The organism is Micromonospora sp. NPDC047793, from assembly GCF_040642635.1.
Taxonomy (GTDB): domain Bacteria; phylum Actinomycetota; class Actinomycetes; order Mycobacteriales; family Micromonosporaceae; genus Micromonospora.
Genome location: NZ_JBEYSG010000001.1, coordinates 16,002 through 32,680 on the forward strand (window position 1 = coordinate 16,002; position 16,679 = coordinate 32,680).

General features: G+C 70.2%; 16 protein-coding genes, 1 tRNA gene and 2 pseudogenes. 10 read left to right on the top strand and 9 right to left on the bottom strand.

Annotated elements, in window-relative coordinates:
- The first annotated feature begins 1 nt into the window (after position 1).
- The gene (locus ABZ738_RS00060) at positions 2 to 814 is read left to right on the top strand and encodes a class I SAM-dependent methyltransferase (RefSeq protein WP_357210003.1); all 813 of its coding nucleotides are present in this window, start codon (positions 2 to 4) and stop codon (positions 812 to 814) included.
- 65 nt (positions 815 to 879) lie between these two features.
- The gene (locus ABZ738_RS00065; RefSeq protein WP_357210006.1) at positions 880 to 2,019 is read left to right on the top strand and encodes a DUF3068 domain-containing protein; all 1,140 of its coding nucleotides are present in this window, start codon (positions 880 to 882) and stop codon (positions 2,017 to 2,019) included.
- Between the two features lie 48 nt (positions 2,020 to 2,067).
- Here the strand turns inward: ABZ738_RS00065 and ABZ738_RS00070 are convergent, their stop codons facing one another.
- From ABZ738_RS00070 to ABZ738_RS00085, 4 genes are all read right to left on the bottom strand, one after another.
- Positions 2,068 to 3,738 carry a DUF885 domain-containing protein gene (locus ABZ738_RS00070; RefSeq protein WP_131055708.1) on the bottom strand — a complete coding sequence of 557 codons (1,671 nt, stop codon included), beginning with the start codon at positions 3,736 to 3,738 and terminating at the stop codon, positions 2,068 to 2,070.
- A gap of 79 nt (positions 3,739 to 3,817) precedes the next feature.
- Positions 3,818 to 4,876 (bottom strand): PHP domain-containing protein, encoded by a 1,059-nt coding sequence (locus tag ABZ738_RS00075; protein WP_357210010.1) that lies wholly within the window; start codon positions 4,874 to 4,876, stop codon positions 3,818 to 3,820.
- Positions 4,877 to 4,946: 70 nt separating this feature from the next.
- Positions 4,947 to 7,862 carry a glycosyl hydrolase gene (locus ABZ738_RS00080; RefSeq protein ID WP_357210013.1) on the bottom strand — a complete coding sequence of 972 codons (2,916 nt, stop codon included), beginning with the start codon at positions 7,860 to 7,862 and terminating at the stop codon, positions 4,947 to 4,949.
- 169 nt (positions 7,863 to 8,031) lie between these two features.
- Complete coding sequence (locus ABZ738_RS00085; RefSeq protein ID WP_357210016.1) at positions 8,032 to 8,772, bottom strand: M23 family metallopeptidase; 741 nt, start codon at positions 8,770 to 8,772, stop codon at positions 8,032 to 8,034.
- A 66-nt stretch (positions 8,773 to 8,838) separates the two neighbouring features.
- On the opposite strand from ABZ738_RS00085, the gene ABZ738_RS00090 reads away from it, so the two are divergent.
- The 4 genes from ABZ738_RS00090 (at position 8,839) to ABZ738_RS00105 (ending at position 10,792) form a co-directional block, all read left to right on the top strand.
- Positions 8,839 to 9,180, top strand: a complete 342-nt coding sequence (locus ABZ738_RS00090) for a hypothetical protein (protein ID WP_176095488.1) — start codon at positions 8,839 to 8,841, stop codon at positions 9,178 to 9,180.
- A 128-nt stretch (positions 9,181 to 9,308) separates the two neighbouring features.
- The gene (locus tag ABZ738_RS00095; RefSeq protein WP_162854368.1) at positions 9,309 to 9,476 is read left to right on the top strand and encodes a hypothetical protein; all 168 of its coding nucleotides are present in this window, start codon (positions 9,309 to 9,311) and stop codon (positions 9,474 to 9,476) included.
- Positions 9,477 to 9,606: 130 nt separating this feature from the next.
- Positions 9,607 to 10,137 (top strand): tRNA adenosine deaminase-associated protein, encoded by a 531-nt coding sequence (locus tag ABZ738_RS00100; RefSeq protein ID WP_131053995.1) that lies wholly within the window; start codon positions 9,607 to 9,609, stop codon positions 10,135 to 10,137.
- Positions 10,138 to 10,321: 184 nt separating this feature from the next.
- The gene (locus ABZ738_RS00105; protein WP_176096052.1) at positions 10,322 to 10,792 is read left to right on the top strand and encodes a nucleoside deaminase; all 471 of its coding nucleotides are present in this window, start codon (positions 10,322 to 10,324) and stop codon (positions 10,790 to 10,792) included.
- A gap of 91 nt (positions 10,793 to 10,883) precedes the next feature.
- Here ABZ738_RS00105 and ABZ738_RS00110 read toward each other — a convergent pair whose 3' ends face one another.
- From ABZ738_RS00110 to deoD, 3 genes are all read right to left on the bottom strand, one after another.
- Positions 10,884 to 11,345: a thioesterase family protein gene (locus ABZ738_RS00110; RefSeq protein ID WP_176095486.1), complete on the bottom strand. Its 462-nt coding sequence runs from the start codon at positions 11,343 to 11,345 to the stop codon at positions 10,884 to 10,886.
- Positions 11,345 to 11,980 carry a TetR/AcrR family transcriptional regulator gene (locus ABZ738_RS00115; RefSeq protein WP_131053992.1) on the bottom strand — a complete coding sequence of 212 codons (636 nt, stop codon included), beginning with the start codon at positions 11,978 to 11,980 and terminating at the stop codon, positions 11,345 to 11,347. Before ABZ738_RS00115 ends, ABZ738_RS00110 begins: the two co-directional genes overlap by 1 nt.
- Before the next feature lie 155 nt (positions 11,981 to 12,135).
- Positions 12,136 to 12,843 (bottom strand): purine-nucleoside phosphorylase, encoded by a 708-nt coding sequence (deoD, locus tag ABZ738_RS00120; protein ID WP_131053991.1) that lies wholly within the window; start codon positions 12,841 to 12,843, stop codon positions 12,136 to 12,138.
- A 75-nt stretch (positions 12,844 to 12,918) separates the two neighbouring features.
- Between deoD and ABZ738_RS00125 the strand changes: the two genes are divergently transcribed.
- The 3 genes from ABZ738_RS00125 (at position 12,919) to ABZ738_RS00135 (ending at position 15,242) form a co-directional block, all read left to right on the top strand.
- A tRNA-Ser gene (locus ABZ738_RS00125) sits at positions 12,919 to 13,005 on the top strand.
- A gap of 283 nt (positions 13,006 to 13,288) precedes the next feature.
- Positions 13,289 to 14,065: a phage Gp37/Gp68 family protein gene (locus ABZ738_RS00130; protein ID WP_357210023.1), complete on the top strand. Its 777-nt coding sequence runs from the start codon at positions 13,289 to 13,291 to the stop codon at positions 14,063 to 14,065.
- An 82-nt stretch (positions 14,066 to 14,147) separates the two neighbouring features.
- A complete protein-coding gene (locus tag ABZ738_RS00135) occupies positions 14,148 to 15,242 on the top strand; it encodes a three-Cys-motif partner protein TcmP (protein WP_357210025.1) in 1,095 nt (364 codons plus the stop codon).
- Positions 15,243 to 15,291: 49 nt separating this feature from the next.
- On the opposite strand, the gene ABZ738_RS00140 is transcribed toward ABZ738_RS00135, so the two are convergent.
- Both ABZ738_RS00140 and ABZ738_RS00145 read right to left on the bottom strand, forming a co-directional pair.
- Positions 15,292 to 16,080, bottom strand: a complete 789-nt coding sequence (locus ABZ738_RS00140) for a transposase family protein (RefSeq protein WP_357210888.1) — start codon at positions 16,078 to 16,080, stop codon at positions 15,292 to 15,294.
- A 120-nt stretch (positions 16,081 to 16,200) separates the two neighbouring features.
- Positions 16,201 to 16,434: pseudogene (locus ABZ738_RS00145) on the bottom strand (tyrosine-type recombinase/integrase); the annotation flags it as partial.
- Between ABZ738_RS00145 and ABZ738_RS00150 the strand changes: the two are divergent.
- Positions 16,425 to 16,679, top strand: a pseudogene (locus tag ABZ738_RS00150) (HAD-IA family hydrolase); the annotation flags it as partial. The pseudogenes ABZ738_RS00145 and ABZ738_RS00150 overlap by 10 nt on opposite strands.

Below are 16,679 nucleotides of genomic sequence, written 5' to 3' on the forward strand. Positions count from 1 at the left end.
GGTGGACGACCGTACGCGGCGGGCGGCACTGCGCCGTTTCGCGACCCTGCGGCGCTCGGTGACGCTGTTCCGGGCCTTCCTGGTCGAGCAGACCGATCCCGACCACTTCTACGGACTGCTCGCCGCCGACTCGGTCCGCCAGGTCTCCGGCTACACCGAGTTGGCCGGGCGGACGGTGCTCGACGTGGGAGGCGGACCGGGATACTTCGCGACGAGTTTCCGGGCCGCCGGAGCGTGGTACGTCGGGCTGGACCCGGACGTGGGTGATTTCTCGACCGGTGGCGAAGCGGTGTCGGGGATGCTGCGGGGCAGCGGCACGGCGCTGCCGGTGCGAACCGGAAGTGTGGACGTGGCGTTCTCGTCCAACGTGGTGGAACACGTCGGGGATCCCGCGTCGATGCTCGACGAGATGGTGCGGGTGACCCGGCCGGGCGGGCTGCTCTTCGTGTCGTACACGCCCTGGTTGTCGCCGTGGGGCGGGCACGAGACCGCACCCTGGCACTGGCTCGGTGGGCACCGGGCGCGTCGCCGCTACGAGCGACGGCACGGGCGACCGCCGAAGAACCGCTTCCAGGAGACGCTGTTCCCGGTCTCCATCTCGGACACCCTGCGGTGGGCGCGAGGCAACGGCGACGTCGACGTGGTGGACGCGTTGCCCCGCTACCACCCCTGGTGGGCGCGGTGGGTGATCCGGGTGCCGGGCCTTCGCGAGGTGGTGGCGTGGAACTTCGTCCTCGTCCTGCGGCGGTCCGCCGGCGAACGACCCGACGAGGTGGCGAAATCGGGGCTGACCGGGGGTCGCGTTGCTATGTGACTTGGTAGTAACCTCGCGGCCACACTAATCGATGCCGACGAAAATTCGCTCCTCGGGGAGGAAACATGAAGCACCGCGCCGTGGGTGCCGTGCTGTTCGGCGGCGGCGTACTGCTCCTGGCGCTCGCCGCCGGGCTGGTGTTCGTCGTCAAGCCAGCGATGACCAAGCTGCCCTACGACCTGGACTCCTCGACGTCCGTCGCCGAGGCCAGGAACGCCACCTTCCTGCAGATCACCAACGGCGCGGCGGCCATCCACCAGGCCGACCTCAAGTCCACCATCCTGGTCACCCCCGAGCGGGCCAAGACCGCGGCGCTCAGCGGCGACCTGGCCGGTGACGCGGTGGTCTGGCGGGTCGGCCAGACCGTCGACCGGACCGACACCAAGGAGCTGGTCAGCGCGTACGGTGCCGAGCTGGCCCTGGACCGGGTCTCCGGCGCCGCCGTCGAGTGGAGCGAGGGCTACCTCGACGACAGCGGCACCCAGGAGAAGGTCCCGTACGCCGGGCAGATCTACAAGTTCCCGTTCCACTCGGACCAGACCGACTACGAGGTCTTCGACCGGGATCTGCGGCAGACCCGGGTGGCCGCGTTCAAGGGCACCGAGGACGTCAACGGGCTTGAGGCGTACCGGTACGAGCAGGTCATCACCGACGAGAAGCTGCCGCTACCGGCGGACCGCGTCGGACTGCTGCTCGGTGCGCTCGCCCCCGGCGCGACCTCCGGCGACGTCGTCTACAGCAACACCCGGACGGTCTGGGTAGACCCGGTGACCGGCTCGTACCTGAAGGTGCGCGAGCAGCAGAAGAAGGTGCTGGTGCCGAACACGGGTGCCCAGGTGACGCTGCTCGACGCCGACTTCGCCTACAACGACGAGACCGTGGCGTCCTCGGTGGAGCGGGCCAAGGAGAGCCGGGGCCTGCTCACCCTCCTCGGCGTGTACGCGCCCCTCGGGCTCGCCGTACTCGGTCTGGCGATGGTCCTCGTCGGACTGCTGGTCTCCCGCGACCGTGGCCGGGGCGTCGCGACCGGCCGGCATGCCGCGAACACGGCGCCGACCCGGGTCGACCAGCCGGCGGTCCGCGACGACCAGCGGCAGAGCGGGCCGTTGTCCGACGAGATCCCTCCGGCATCGACCAACTGGAAGTCCGACGAGCCCACCGTGCCGGGGCAACGCGCCCCGCGCAGCGACTCCGACCGGAGCTGATCCCGGTACGCCCGGGACGAGGGGTGACCCTCGTCCCGGGCCCGTTTCTCAGAGCCGGTCCAGCGCCCGACGCAGCGGGTCGAGCCCGAGAGCCCCCAGGTCGAGCGCCTGGCGGTGGAACTCGCGCAGGTCGAAGTCGGCCCCCTTGCGGACCTTGGCGTCCTCCCGGGCCTGGAGCCAGATCCGTTCGCCCACCTTGTACGAGGGGGCCTGCCCCGGCCAGCCCAGGTAGCGGTTGAGCTCGAAGCGCAGCATCTCGTCCGGCACCCGGCAGTGCGCCCGCAGGAACTCCCACCCCAGTTGCGGCGTCCAGCGCTCGCCGGGATGGAAGTCGAACGGGTTGTCCGCCGGGATCTCCAGTTCGAGGTGCATGCCGATGTCGACGATCACCCGGGCGGCCCGGAACGCCTGGCCGTCCAGCATGCCGAGCTTGTCGCCCGGATCCGCCAGGTAGCCCAGCTCGTCCATCAGGTTCTCGGCGTACAGGGCCCAGCCCTCGCCGTGGCCGGAGACCCAGCAGAGCAGCCGCTGCCAGCGGTTGAGCAGCTCCGCCCGGACGGCGGTCTGCCCCACCTGGAGGTGATGGCCGGGCACCCCCTCGTGGTAGACCGTGGTCACCTCGCGCCAGGTGGAGAACTCGGTCAGGTCCTGCGGCACCGACCACCACATCCGGCCCGGCCGGCTGAAGTCCTCACTCGGACCGGTGTAGTAGATCGCGCCGTCACTGGTCGGCGCGATCATGCACTCGATCCGCCGGACCTGCTCCGGGATGTCGAAGTGGGTGCCGTTCAGATCGCTGATCGCCTGCTCGGCCAGCCCCTGCATCCAGTCGCGGAACGCCTCCTTGCCCCGGATCGTGCGGACCGGGTCGGCGTCCAGCGCGGCCACCGCCTCCTCGATCGTGGCGCCCGGCCCGGCGATCTGCGCCGACACCGTCCGCATCTCGGCCTCCAGGCGGGCCAGTTCCGCGAACCCCCAGGCGTACGTCTCGTCCAGGTCGACCCGGGCGCCGAGGAAGTACTGCGAGGCCAACTCGTAGCGGTCCCGCCCGGCGGCCTGCTTCTCCCGGCCGTGGGGGGCCAGTTCGGCGCGCAGGAACTGCCCGAACTCGGCGGTCGCGGCGGTGGCCGCCGCTGCGCCCCGGCGCAGTTCCGCGTCGAGGGCACCGCTCGCACCCAGTCGCTCGACGAGTCCGTGGAAGACGTTGTCGCCCTCCGGGTCGACCCAGGTGTCACACTGCTTGGCCACCTCGAGCAACTGCACCCGCGCGCTGACGTGTCCGGCGGCAGCCGCCTCGCGCAGCGTGGTCTTGTAGGACTCCAACGCACCGGCGAAGAGGTTCAGCCGGGCGGCGATGTCGGCCTGCGCCTGCTCGCCCTCGTGCGGCATCAGGTCGAAGACCATCCGGATCTCGTGCAGCCCGGAGGTGATGACGCTGACCTCACTGCTCGTCTCGCCGCTGTCGTACCGTGCGAGGTCGAGACCGAGCCGCTCCTGCATCGCCTCCTGGGCGGTGCGTTCGGCCTCCGACGCCGGCTCGACGGTGTCGAGTTCGGCCAGGGTGCGCCGGCTCAGGTCGGCGCGGGCGGCGTACCCGTCGGGTGACAGGTCGTCGAGCTTGTCGTCGTGCCCGGAGATGCCGACCATGGTCGCGCCGGCCGGACTCAGCGCCGCCCAGTCGGCGACGTACCGGTTCGCGAGGTCATCGATTCGTCCCACGCAGCGAACCCTACGTGACCCGTCCGGCGGGGCAGCGGAGCAGCACGGCCGGTCCGGTTGCGGCCTCGGACGGGAACGGTCAGCCGTGGGTCCAGGCGACCAGGTCCTCCGCCGACCAGCTGTTGACGACCCGGTCGGCGGGTACGCCGCAGCGGGCCGCCCGCTTGCACCCGAACCGCTGCCAGTCGAGCTGCCCCGGTGCGTGCGCGTCGGTGTTGATCGCGAACAGACACCCGGCCTCCAGGGCCCGCCGGATCAACCGCTTCGGCGGGTCCTGCCGTTCCGGCCGAGAGTTGATCTCCACTGCGGTGCCGTGCTCCACGCAGGCGGCGAAGACGGTCTCGGCGTCGAAGTCGCTCTCCGCCCGGGTCCGGGCCCGATGCCCCCGGTCACCGGGTCCGGTCACCCCGGCCGGACGCGACGACACCATGCGCCCGGTGCAGTGACCGAGGATGTCCAGGTGCGGATTGGCGACGGCGCTCACCATCCGTCGGGTCATCTTCGCCCGGTCGTCGCCGAGGCCGCTGTGCACCGAGCCGACCACCACGTCCAGCCGGGCCAGCAACTCCTCGTCCTGGTCGAGCGAACCGTCGGCGAGGATGTCGACCTCGATGCCGGTGAGGATCCGGAAGCCCTCCGGCAGCGCCTCGTTGAGCTGGGCCACGTGGTCGAGCTGGCGGCGCAGCCGATCGGCGGTCAGCCCCCGGGCCACCTTCAACCGGGGCGAGTGGTCGGTCAGTACCAGATACTCGTGGCCCAGCTCGACCGCGGCCAGCGCCATCTCCTCGATCGGCGAACCACCGTCGGACCAGTCCGAATGGGTGTGGCAGTCACCGCGCAGCGCGCCACGCAACGCGGCCGCCTCGGCGTCCAGGTCGGTGCCCTCGGTGGCGACCAGCCGACGCAGATAGACCGGTTCCTCACCGGCCAGCGACTCGGTGACGCACCGGGCGGTGACGTCACCGACCCCGGCCAGCTCGGTGAGCGTGCCGCTGTGGGCCCGCTCGGCCACCTCGGCGGCGGGTAGCGCGGCCAGCGCGTTCGCCGCCGACCGGAAGGCCCGCACCCGGTAGGTGGCCTCGTTGGCACGCTCCAGCAGGAACGCGATCCGGCGCAGGTCAGTAACAGCGTCACGCATGTGGTGAAACTACGCGTCCGCGCCGCCGGTCGGGGTACGACCGGCGGCGCGGAGTGCGGGTTGTCAGAGGTCAGGAGTACGGCAGGCGTACCACCGACCGGTTACCGACGCCCAGCGTGCTGGAGTTGTTGCCGATCGCGGACCAGACCTCCACGCGGACCGTGCCGCCGCGCAGGTTGCCGAGGCTGCCGGTGCTGGAGTGGAGCCCGGCCGCCTGGGTGTAGGTCTCCCAGCCGGGCACCGGGTCGGTGGCGAAGTACCGGTAGGTCTCCACCCTTTCCCAGCTTCCGTTGCCGGTCAGGTCGTACGAGACGCGTACCTGCACCCCGTTGCCGACCGCGTTGCCCGCGTCGAGGAGCAGGTCGAACGCGGTCTGTCCGCCGGTGTGGTCGAGGGTGAGCCCGGTCGCGGTGAACACCGACGGGTTGGTCGGCGTACCGTCCCGGTTGGTGCCGCCGGCGCTGGCCACGGTCGTGGTCCCGGCGGTGCCGGCCGTACCCAGTCCACCGCCGGCGAGCAGGTAGCGGGTCGGCTGACCCGAGCCCGGCGGGTTCGTCGGCGTCGGAGTCGGGGTGGGCGTAGGGGTGGGCGTCGGCGTCGGAGTCGGGGTGGGCGTCGGGCCCGGCGGTACGCCCCCGCCGGCACTGCCACCGCTCCAGGTGTGCGCGCCACTGGTGGCGGTACGCCCGGCGGCCACCGTGAGCTGCGTACCGTCGGAGAACCGGACGGTCAGCGGGGTGGCGGAGATGTTGCTGGCCACGTAGGTGCGGGCGCCGTTGCGGTTGAAGACGGCGGCCAGCGGGTGGTCGGCGGTGATCCCGGTGTCGACCCGGCCCAGCCCGGCCAGGTTGCGGATCCAGTGGAAGGTGTGTGCCCGGCTCTCGCCCTCCTCCGGCGTGTAACCGGGGTTGGCGCGCAGTTTCGCCAGCGCCGAGTCGGCGTCACCGAGGGCGAGGAACTGCCAGTGGATGTCCTGCCACACGGTGGGTTCGCCACCGTTGTTGCGGACCAGCTCCTGGTACTTGATGGAGTTGTAGTTCGGGTGGTAGCCCAGGTACAGGTGGCCGCCGGTGATCGGCAGCAGGTTGATGCCCTGGATCATCTCCGGCTCGGCGCTGAACCAGGTGGCGTACGCACCGCCGTCGCCCCAGACCATGCCCACGTTCGAGTGCCCGAACCCGGCCGGGAAGTTCTCGTCGTTGACGTCGAACCAGTACTCGTGGATCGCCGCCGCCTGCGTGGTGTAGATGAAGATGCCGGCGTCCCGGACCGCGGTGTTGCCGGTGGCCTGCCCCCACTGGATCAGGGCGTTGGCGAAGTTCATCCCCTCGGACGACGACTCCTGGTTGTTGCCGCTGGCGAACGAGCCGTGCCCGGAGGCCCAGTCGTGTCCGGCGTAGATGTCGAAGTCCCGCAGGTACGGGAAGCGGGTGTCGGCCCGGTCGTAGTTGTTGGCGTCCCGGATCAACAGGTCGATCATGCCGCCGTACTGGTCCTGACGGGCCCAGGACGGGTCGAACTTGGCCAGCGTCGCGGCGGCGGCGATGTAGTAGCCGTAGTGGAAGTGATGGTCGTTGAGCTCCTGGTCGGAGCCGTACGAGGCGGGGTAGCCGATCAGGGTGCCCCACCGCTGGTCGTAGTAGAAGAGGCGCTCGGTCTCGCCGGGTGAGGCGGTGAGCCAGTCGTTGAGCGTGGACCGGATGGCGTTCAGCGCCGAGGTCCGGGTCTCGGTGTCGCCGACCAGGTCGGCGATCTCGGCGATCCGGGAGGCCCGGCCGAGGCCCTTGCCGGTCCAGTAGGTGTCACCGCCGCGCTGGTCCATCGGGTTGCTCCGGACCGCCGCGAGCTGCTGCCGCAGCGTGGTCAGGTCGGCCCCGGCGCCGGTGGCGACCGCCGGCAGCTCGGGGAGTACGCCGTGGAACCGCATCGAGGTGCGGAACTCGCCGACACCGGTGAGCACCTTCATCCGGCCGCGCGCCGACGGGTAGGTCGGTGCGATCGGGGTGGCGCCGGTCAGCGACTTCCACTGGTGCGGGTAGAGGCTCACCACGGTCCGCGTCTCGGTGCCCTCGCGTGGGGTGGTGGTGAAGGTGTAGCGGGTCTCCACCCGGCTGGTCGACTGGTTGTAGGTGTAGCCGACCCGGGTGCCGGTGACGTGGGCGTGCGCGTACTGGCCGTAGGTGGTGGCGAGCTGGGCGCGGGCCGTGGCGTCACCGGTGGCCGGCAGCAGGGCGACCGAGAAGTAGCCGCGTCCGGCGAGGTTGGAGCTGATCCGGGTACCGCTCACGGTCCAGGTGGCCCCGGACGGCGCGTACGCGACGTAGTCGTGGCCCCGGACGCTGAAGCTGATCCGGCCGGCGCTGTTGGAGAAGACCGTGAAGCCGCCGCCGTTCGCGTTGATCACCGCGTCGCCGCCGGTGGTGCGGAAGTACGCGAACGGCAGGCCGTGACCGATGGTGGCGCGCAGGGTGCGGGTGCCGTCGCTCCAGTACGGGGTAACCGTCCAGTCGGTCCAGTCGGCGACCCGGACGATCGGCGCGGCGAGCCCGGCCACGCCGACCCGGATGTCCTCGACGTAGGGGTACTTGTACTCGCCGACGCCGGTCGCGGTGCCGCTGATGGCGGCCACCGACTCGGCGGAGAAGCCGAGTCCGTCGGTGACCGGCCGGTAGGACGCCGGGTGGGCGTGCAGCGGCTCGCTGAAGGAGCAGTTGAGCCGCTTCCACAGCAGCGAGGACCACCAGTCGTTGGTGGGGATCGGGCCGGGCGGCGCGTCGGCGGTGGCGAACTGCCGAGGGTTGGTGGTCATGTCGCCGCAGCCGCTGGGCAGCGGGCCGACGGGGGTGGTGGTGTAGCTGCCGGCGCCGACGGGCGCGGCCTGCGCGGGGGAGGTGGCGGTGACGGCCAGCCCGCCGAGGACGAGGGCTGCTGCGGCGGTGGCGGCCAGCAGCCGATGACGGGTACGGCGTGGGACGGGAGGTCGCATCTTTCCTCCATGGCGCGCCGGTCGACGGCGCGTTTCGTCGTCGTTTGGGGGGTTGATTCCGTGAGAGAGCGCTCTCTCCGGTGTTACGCGACGGTAGTTCACCGGCACGACCTGCGTCAATGTGTCGGACTTATGAAATGCGGATGACGCGGGACGGGACGTCTCCGGCTCAACGCGCCGGGGGTCGCTCCGGGCAGCCGTTCTTGCGGTGCCACGCCGCCACCTTCGCCGCCGGCTCGCGGTTGCCGCCCTCGCGCCACGAGTCGAGGTACGGCGCGGGCCAGATCACGCCCCGGCGGATCCACCAACCGTCCTCACCCAGGCACGGCGGGGAGATGCCGAAGTGGAGGTGGCAGACGTTGTTGGCGTTGCCGGTCCGGCCCACGGTGCCGAGCTGCTGCCCGGCGCGTACCCGCACGCCCGGCGCGATGTCGTCGGCGACCTCGGTCAGGTGGGAGCCGTAGTAGCGCACGCCGTCATCGCCGAGCACCGACACCGACAGGCCACCGTTGTACGGCCCCTGCGGCCCCTGCCTGTCGTACCGGTCCCGGCGGCTGACCTCACCGATCGTGCCGTCGGTGACCGCCACGAAGGGTTCGCCGCAGTCGGCGAAGATGTCGGTCCCCGGGTACGCCGAGTGGGTCGGGTGGTAGGCCACCTTCGTCGCGCGTACCGGGAAGACGTGCCGGAGCCCGGCGCGGGTCGGACTGGCGGTCGCCGCCGGTTGGTCCGCGGTGTCCGGCGTCGCGGCGGTCGGAGCCGGCGCCCCGGTGGTGACCGGCGGCGTCGCCGAGCCGGTCGGCGACCCCACGGGCGGGGGAGGGGGCGTCCCGCAGCCGGCGGCGGCGAGCACCGGCACGAGCAGTAGCACGGCGTACGCGCGACGGCGTCCGATCCTCAGCGAGACCATCGGGCCATCCTGACAGGTATCGCCTACCGTGGGAGGAGGACGTCCACGGGTGGGAGAGTGGCAGGGATGATGCCGTACAGCCCCTCGGGCCTCTTTCCGTCCGGGCGCCCGCGACGACCCACCTATCGCGAGCCGCACCCGGTCAGCGGTGCCGGTGTCGCGTCGGGAGCCGTCGGCGCGCTCGCCTGGCTGGGCCTGGTCGCCCTGCTCGGACGCAGCCTCGCCGGGTACGCCTGGTGGACCCTGATCGCCGGTGGCGTGGCCTGGATCGCCGCGCTGGTGCTGGTCCGCTTCGGCGACCGGGGAACGGCGGCCGGCATCGCGATCGTCACCGCAGGAGGCTGGAGCATCGCCACCGTCGCGGTGGTCACCCGCTGGGCGGCCAGCGGCGACTGGCCGCTCTGGTAGGGCGGACGGCGTACCCGTCCGCCGGCCCGGACGGCGAGCGGCCCCCACCGGCGGTGACTGCGCTGCGTTGTTGTGCAGGCACCGAAACCCGTCTTGACTCGGCCGCCGCGACTCGGCACGCTCGCGGTATGGCCTGGACCACTCCGCGGCTCGATCCGGATCGCAGCCGTCGCCGCATGCAGCTCCTGGCGCAGCTGGCGGACGCCCGCTCGGTGCGCGAACGCGAGCGGCCACAGCGGGCACGCACCGAGCGGCTCCGCCAGCTGATCGCCACCCGCCGTCGCCTGACCGGCTGACCGGCGTCTGTCACTTTCCCCAGGAATGACCGGCCCTTCGGGGCGTTGACCGGTCGCCTGCCGACCCGACCGGCTAACGTGCACGCGTAACGGGTCGGCGTGTGCTGTGCCGAGGCTACTTGGGGGAACCGTGTCGTACTTCGCTGCGGCCGTCGTGCGGGAAAAGGGTGGCTGGACTGCCGCCGAGCTGAGTCTGCGGGGTGCCGCCGACGTCGACGAGGTGGCCGAGCGCCTCCGTGACCTCGCCCCCGACGCGGACCTGTCGCTGCTGTTCGTCGAGGCGGACGACACCTATCTGGTCATCCTCCGCCTCGACGAGGGTGAGGACCTGCGCGTCTTCGGTTCCGACTCGGCGTACGCGGAGGAGTCCCGGCTGGGTGCCCTGCTGGTCGGCGACCTCAAGACGTCGGTCACCGGGCTGGACGACACCGAGGAGGTACGCCCGGCGACCACCAGCGGTGGCGACGACAACGAGCAACCCGCCGTCGACCCGGAGGCGGACCCGGTCGGCGAGGCGGACCTCCTCACCGACCTGGGCATCCCCGCGCAGCGCCTGCTGGCGCTCTGTGCCCACGAGGGGATGATGCCGGCCGACGTCACCGCCGAGGTGTGCCAGGTGCTCGGCTGCGTGGACGACGTCGAGGAGCTGCGTGAGGTCTGAGCCGGTCGAGGGTGCGCCGGTCCGGTCCGGCGGTGGTGGACCGGCTGACGCGACCGATCCGGCACTGGAGACGGTCCGGCCCGGCCAACCCACCCCCGGCGCGGTCGGCCGGGTGGGGCCGGGAGCACACGAGGCACTCGCCGACCCGACCGGCACCGGCCGGCGACAGCGGCACGAACTCTGGATGCGCCGGGCGCTGGAGATCGCGGTGACCGGTTCTGTCGGCGGCGCGCCCCTCCCCACCGACGTCGACTCGGCCCCGGCCGGCTCCGTCGACGACGTGCCGGTGGGCGCGGTGCTCTACGGCCCGGACGGCGCCGAGTTGGCGGTGGGCCGCAACGAGCGGGAGCTGACCGGCGATCCGACCGCGCACGCCGAGGTGCTGGCGCTGCGCCGGGCCGCCCAGCGGTGGGGCCGGTGGCGGCTGGACGGCTGCACGCTGGTGGTGACCCTGGAACCCTGCACCATGTGCGCGGGCGCCCTGGTGCTGGCCCGGGTCTCGACCGTGGTGTTCGGCGCGTGGGAGCCGAAGACCGGGGCCGCCGGTTCGCTCTGGGACGTGCTGCGGGACCGCCGGCTCAACCACCGACCCGAGGTGTACGGCGGCGTGCTGGAGGCGGAGAACGCCGCCGTCCTGCGCGCCTTCTTCCGCTGACGCCGTCGCGTCTCCCGCCCCTGTCGGTGTCGCGGCCTCCTACCGCTGACGCCGTCGCGTCCGCGTCGGCGTCAGCGGTGGTGGCCGTCGGTCAGGTCGCCGTCGGCCGGAGCAGCGTGCCGGCGACCGCCCGGGCCACGTCCGTCCACGGTGTCGGGCGCATGGTCGCCGGGTCGAGCCGGACGATCGCCCGCCGCCCTTCCGCGTACGTGGTGGTGTCGTCGAGGGAGTGGAACCGGTAGGCGTACTCGGCGCTGCTGGTGCCGAAGTGCTCCAGCCAGAAGTGCACGGCGATCGGGCCGGTGCCGGTGACCGGCGCGCGATAGGTGATGCTGAACTCGCGGACCGCGTGGAACACGTCCGGCGTGGTGGCCCGTCCGGCGCGGTAGGCCACCCCCTGATCCGACCAGTACGCGGTGATCGCACGCTCCAGCAGCAGCGCGTACCGGGCGTTGTGCAGCAGACCGAGCGCGTCGAGGTCGTCGAAGTGCACCATGGCCGGCCCGACGTGGCCGTACGCGACGGCGGGCTGGTCGGCGAGGGCGTGGGTCATCAGGGGCCTTCCGGTAGCAGTGTGGGATCGGGGCAGAGTGCCCGCAGACGGGTCAGTACGCCCCGACGGGCGTGTCGGTAGGTGGTCTCCGGGTCGAGCAGCCGGGAACGCATCGCCGCCGCGATCCCGTACGCGTCGATCTCGTACGCGAGCAGCGCGACGTCCAGGTCGGCGGGGAGTTCGCCCCGCTCGACGGCCTCCCGGACGAGCCGCTCCAGGAACGCCGTCCAGGCGGTGAAGACCTCGGCGAGGCGATCCCGGACCGGCCCGGGGCGGGCGTTGAACTCGAACTCGGTGGTGGCGAAGAAACAGCCTCCGGGCAGCACCTGCGCGGCGTAGAAGTCGATCCGTGCCTCGTGCAGCGCCCGGATGCGGCGTACGCCCCGGGGTGCGCGCAGGGCCGGCGCGACGATCCGTTCCTGCCACTGCGCTGCCGCCCGGTCGATGGTGGCGAGTTGCAGCGCCTCCTTGGAGCGCCAGTGCGCGAAGAGGCCGGACTTGCTCACGCCGAGGGAATCGGCGAGGTGCCCGAGGGAGAGGCCGTCGAGCCCGTTGGCGGAGGCCAGGCTGACGGCGGCGTCCAGCACTGCGGTGCGGGTGCGCTCACCCCGGGCGAGCCGGCCGTCGACGGTCATACGGCGACCCTACTAAAGAAGAACGACCGGTCGTATTTATTTAGGCGGTGATCATCGTCACCGGCCCTGACGCGCCACGTCCCGCCACCGCGAGGCGGTGACGGGACGGTCGATGCGGCTACCGCAGTGGCCGTGCCGGTGCGGCGGTGTGGTGCTCAGGCGATGATGGTGTCCAGCGCGATCTCGACCATCTGGCTGAACGTCTGCTCCCGCTCCTGCGAGGTGGTCTTCTCGCCGGTCTTGATGTGGTCGCTGACCGTCAACAGGGTCAACGCCCGCGCCTTGAAGCGCGCCGCGATCGTGTAGAGCGCGGCCGACTCCATCTCCACCGCCAGCACGCCGTACTCGGCCAGGCTGTCGTAGAGGTCCGGCCGGTCCGTGTAGAAGGCGTCCGCCGCCAGGATCGGCCCCACCCGCATCGCGACGCCGCGCCGCTCGGCCACCTCCACCGAGGTACGCAGCAGCCCGAAGTCGGCGACCGGGGCGTAGTCGATCAGCCCGTCGAACCGCATCCGGTTCATGTTCGAGTCCGTCGACGACCCGATCGCCGCGATCACGTCACGCAGCTTCAGATCCTCGGTGAGGGCGCCGCACGAACCGACCCGGATCAGCGACCTCACGCCGTACTCGTTGACCAGCTCGTGCGCATAGATCGAGGCGGACGGCATGCCCATCCCCGAGCCCTGCACGGAAACCTCGACACCGTTCCAACGCCCGGTGAAGCCCAACATCCCCCGGACCGTCGAGTAGCAGGTCGCGCCCTCGAGGTAGGTCTCCGCGATCCACTTGGCCCGCAGGGGGTCACCCGGCATCAGGACCCGCTCGGCGATCTCGCCCGGCTTCGCGCCGATGTGCGTACTCATGGCAGAGATCCTGCCAGGCCCACCTGTCCGGGACCGGTTCGGCGTCGGAACCGGCAGTCCTGTACCCTCGTCGGCGGTGGCGTGTCCGAGTGGCCTAAGGAGCACGCCTCGAAAGCGTGTGAGGGTTTACGCCCTCCGAGGGTTCAAATCCCTCCGCCACCGCTCGTGAACAGCGAGAACGCCCGGTCGATCCGCGAGGATCGGCCGGGCGTTCCGCTTGTGGTCTCAGTTTCGGTCTCAGTTGGGGTCCATCGGCGCCCGACCCCGCCCACCTGCTGCTTCGGTCGGCCGTGCGGCTAGTCCGGTCGAACGCGCTGCCCTCGGCCCCGTGAGGCGTTGTACGGATGACATAAGCCATCTCACACCCGTATGGGACGTGACGGTAGGTGACCCTTCCGTGCCGTACGGATGTTCGACAAGATGTCTGATCAGAGGAGGTGATGACGTGGCGGATCGTAGTTCCATCGAGTGGACAGAAGCTACGTGGAACCCTACGACCGGGTGTGATCGCATCTCCGCGGGCTGCGACAACTGCTATGCCCTCGCCCTGTCTAAGCGACTAAAGGCCATGGGCTCGGCCAAGTATCAGACTGATGGCGACCCGCGGACGTCTGGGCCGGGGTTTGGCGTGGCGGTCCATGCGGACGCGCTAGACATCCCGCGGCGGTGGCGAGACCCACGGCTGGTGTTCGTCAACTCGATGTCTGATTTGTTTCATGCCCGGGTGCCATTGAGCTACGTGCAGCAGGTGTTCGAGGTCATGCGCGAGACTCCTCGCCATACCTATCAAGTGCTCACCAAGCGGGCTGCAAGGCTGGCCAAGGTGGCCGACCAGCTCGACTGGCCCCCAAACGTTTGGATGGGCGTTAGCGTCGAGGACGCCAACGAGGTGGGCCGCATTGATGACTTGCGGGAAGTGCCCGCCGCCGTGCGCTTCGTCTCCGCTGAGCCCCTGCTCGGCCCGCTGCTCGATCTGAACCTGGACGGTATCGACTGGCTGATCGCCGGTGGTGAGTCTGGGCTCAACTGCCGTCCGGTGAACGCAGCATGGGTGCGAGCGCTGAGGGATCAGTGCGTCGCAGCCGGCACGGCCTTCTTCTTCAAGCAGTGGGGTGGCCGCACGCCGAAGGCCGGTGGCCGGCGCCTCGATGGGCGTGAACACTCTGCGATGCCCGCGGCTAGCTGTAGGGGTAGGCAGGAGATGGAGCCTGCCCGCAGCTGAGACGTGCAGCCCTAATCGGGAGTTCCATCGAGGCGGTTGCGATGGGACACTGATCCATGACCTTGAGTAGTCAGGAGGGCTGATGCCGGTCAGCGGTGAGGTTCCATGGCCATGTGCGCCGCATACGGGTGCTAAACACGACATCTACCGCCGCTACCTTGAGAGATGGTTCCCGATCCTGCTCGCCGGCTCAAACGCATACCCGTCGGTTACCTATGCGGAGGGCTTCTCTGGCCCGGGCGTGTACAGCGGTGGCGAAGACGGTTCGCCCGTCATCGCGATGCGGGCGCTCATTGAGAAGGTCCCGCCGAACAAGGGTGTTGCTCGCTTCGCCTTCGTCGACGATGACCAGCGCTGCGTCTCGATGCTGTGGGACACCCTCAGGGCCGCCTTCCCTGACCGCCCGCGGCCGGGCGAGGCGATGCCAGTGAAGATCGTCGAGGGGACGTGTGCCACACATCTGGAGGCGACTCTCGACAGCATGAAGGCATGGGGTCAGCCGATTTTCGCGAACCTTGACTCCTGGGGCAACGCCCCTGTGCCGTATCGGCTTCTAAGGCGTCTCGCCGCGAACGTCTCAAGCGAGGTCATCGTCACCCTGTTCCCTCAGCACTTCGTTCGCTTCGTCAGCAACCTGGGCGAAGCGGCTGATGAGGTGTTCGGGGGAGACCCAAGCTGGCGAATGGTCGCCGACCTGGCTCCCGCAGCAAAGAGCCGACATATCCTGACCTGCTATCGCCAGTCACTTCACAAGGCAGGCTTTCCGTACTTGCTGGACTTCGAGCTCATCCCCCAGAAGGGGCAACCTCTCTATCTCGTCTTCGGCACTCGCCACCGTCTCGGGGTGCAGAAGATGAAGGACAGCCTCTGGGAGGTTGACCGAACCCAAGGCGTCGGCTTCCGCGATCCTCGGGACGAGCAGGCCGAGACGTTGTTCGACTTTGATGAACCCCAACTCGGGCCACTCACCCGGCTGCTTGCCCACAAACTCCGGGAGAGCGGACCCCTCCGAGTCCAGGAACTGCGCGACTTCGCACTGTTTGAGACCGTCTACCGGCCGGAGCATGTCATCGAAGCGTTGAAGCCGCTTCGGGACCAAGGTGCGCTCAACGTCGATGGCGGGGGTCCGTTGCGGATAGCGTCGTCGGTCTCGCTGGCGCCGGCACCGTCCCGCTAAAGGACGTCCCGTAACTCGTTGAAGGTGTTGTCCGGCATCGGTGCTGGTGTCACCCGAGCAGGATGATGTTGTGCAGGTGGGCGATGCCGGCTGCGGTGTCGGTCAATGTGTGGGCCGCACGCCGGTAGTCCCGCAGGATCTTGAAGCTCTTTATCCGGGCCAGAGTGTGTTCGACCTGGGCGCGGACGGTGCGGTGTTGCTTGTTCAGGTTCTTCTTCCACTCGGGTAGTTCGCTGCCGTCGGAGGGTTTGCGGTAGGGGATGATCACCTCGGGGTTGCCGCGGTAGGCGCCGTCGGCCATGACGGGCCGCCCGGCGAGTTTCTGGTCGATGCCTGAGGTGCGGTAGACGATGGTGTCGTTGCGGTTGCCGGGCTGCGGATCGCCGAGGGCCACGACCAGGCGGGTGTGGGCGTCGATGGCGACTTGCAGGTTCGTCGAGTAGCGGTAGTTCTTGCTCGGGGTGGCCAGGCGGCGGTCGCGGGTCGGGATGAGCGTGCCGTCGACGATGCTGATCTGGTCGACCCGACGACGGCGTCCCGGGGTGAGCGCGAGCAGCGGGCCGAGAGTGTCGATCACCCTGTGCGCGGCGGAGTGCGACACCCCAAAAAGCGGGCCGAGCTGCCGCATCGTCAGGTTCGTGCGCCAGTAAGAGGCGACCAGCAGTACCCGGTCGGCGAGGTCGAGCGACCACTGCCGGCCCGGCCGACCATCAGCGATCACGTCTCCGCCACGCTCGGCGACCAGCCGGACCAGCCGGACCAGCCGGCGGAACTGGGCGGGCTGCAGCCCGGTGATCGGGAAGATCCACTCCTGGCGGCCCGCCGAGATCACCTGCACCCCGACATAATCCATCATGGACCAGTCACCCAGTTACGAGACGTCCTTTAGGCCGTAGCCCCTATCGCTCCGATGGCCTGGGCTAGCACAACGCTGCCAGTCCAGGCCGCCGCCTTTCTGCTAGTCGCCGCGGTCTTCGGTAGCCCAGAGCAGCCCTCCCACGCGATGGGCGAGGTCCCGGCGCACCTGAGCGGTGAGGTGTTGGTTCCGAGCCGCCATCGCGGAGTTCGACCAGCCCATGATGCCCATGACCGCCCGCTCTGCCACGCCGAGGATCAGCAGCACCGTGGCGGCGGTGTGCCGAGCGTCGTGTAGCCGGCCGTCCCGTAGCCCGGCGAGCTTGAGCAGTCGCTGACCCAACCCGCATGAAGCCCAGCCCTGAACCGATCCTGCAAGCCGTGAGCAGCATCGGTCTCGTTCCGGCTCGCTGCATCCTTGTAGGAGATTCCCTCTCGGATGTTGAGGGGGCACGGGCTGCCGGTGTACGTGTTACCGGTTACGCGAATCGGCCGGAAAAGTCGGACGCACTCCGGACGGCTGGAGCGAACGCTGTGATTACAAGCATGGGTGATCTAGCCGCCGTAATGCTTGAGCCGTAG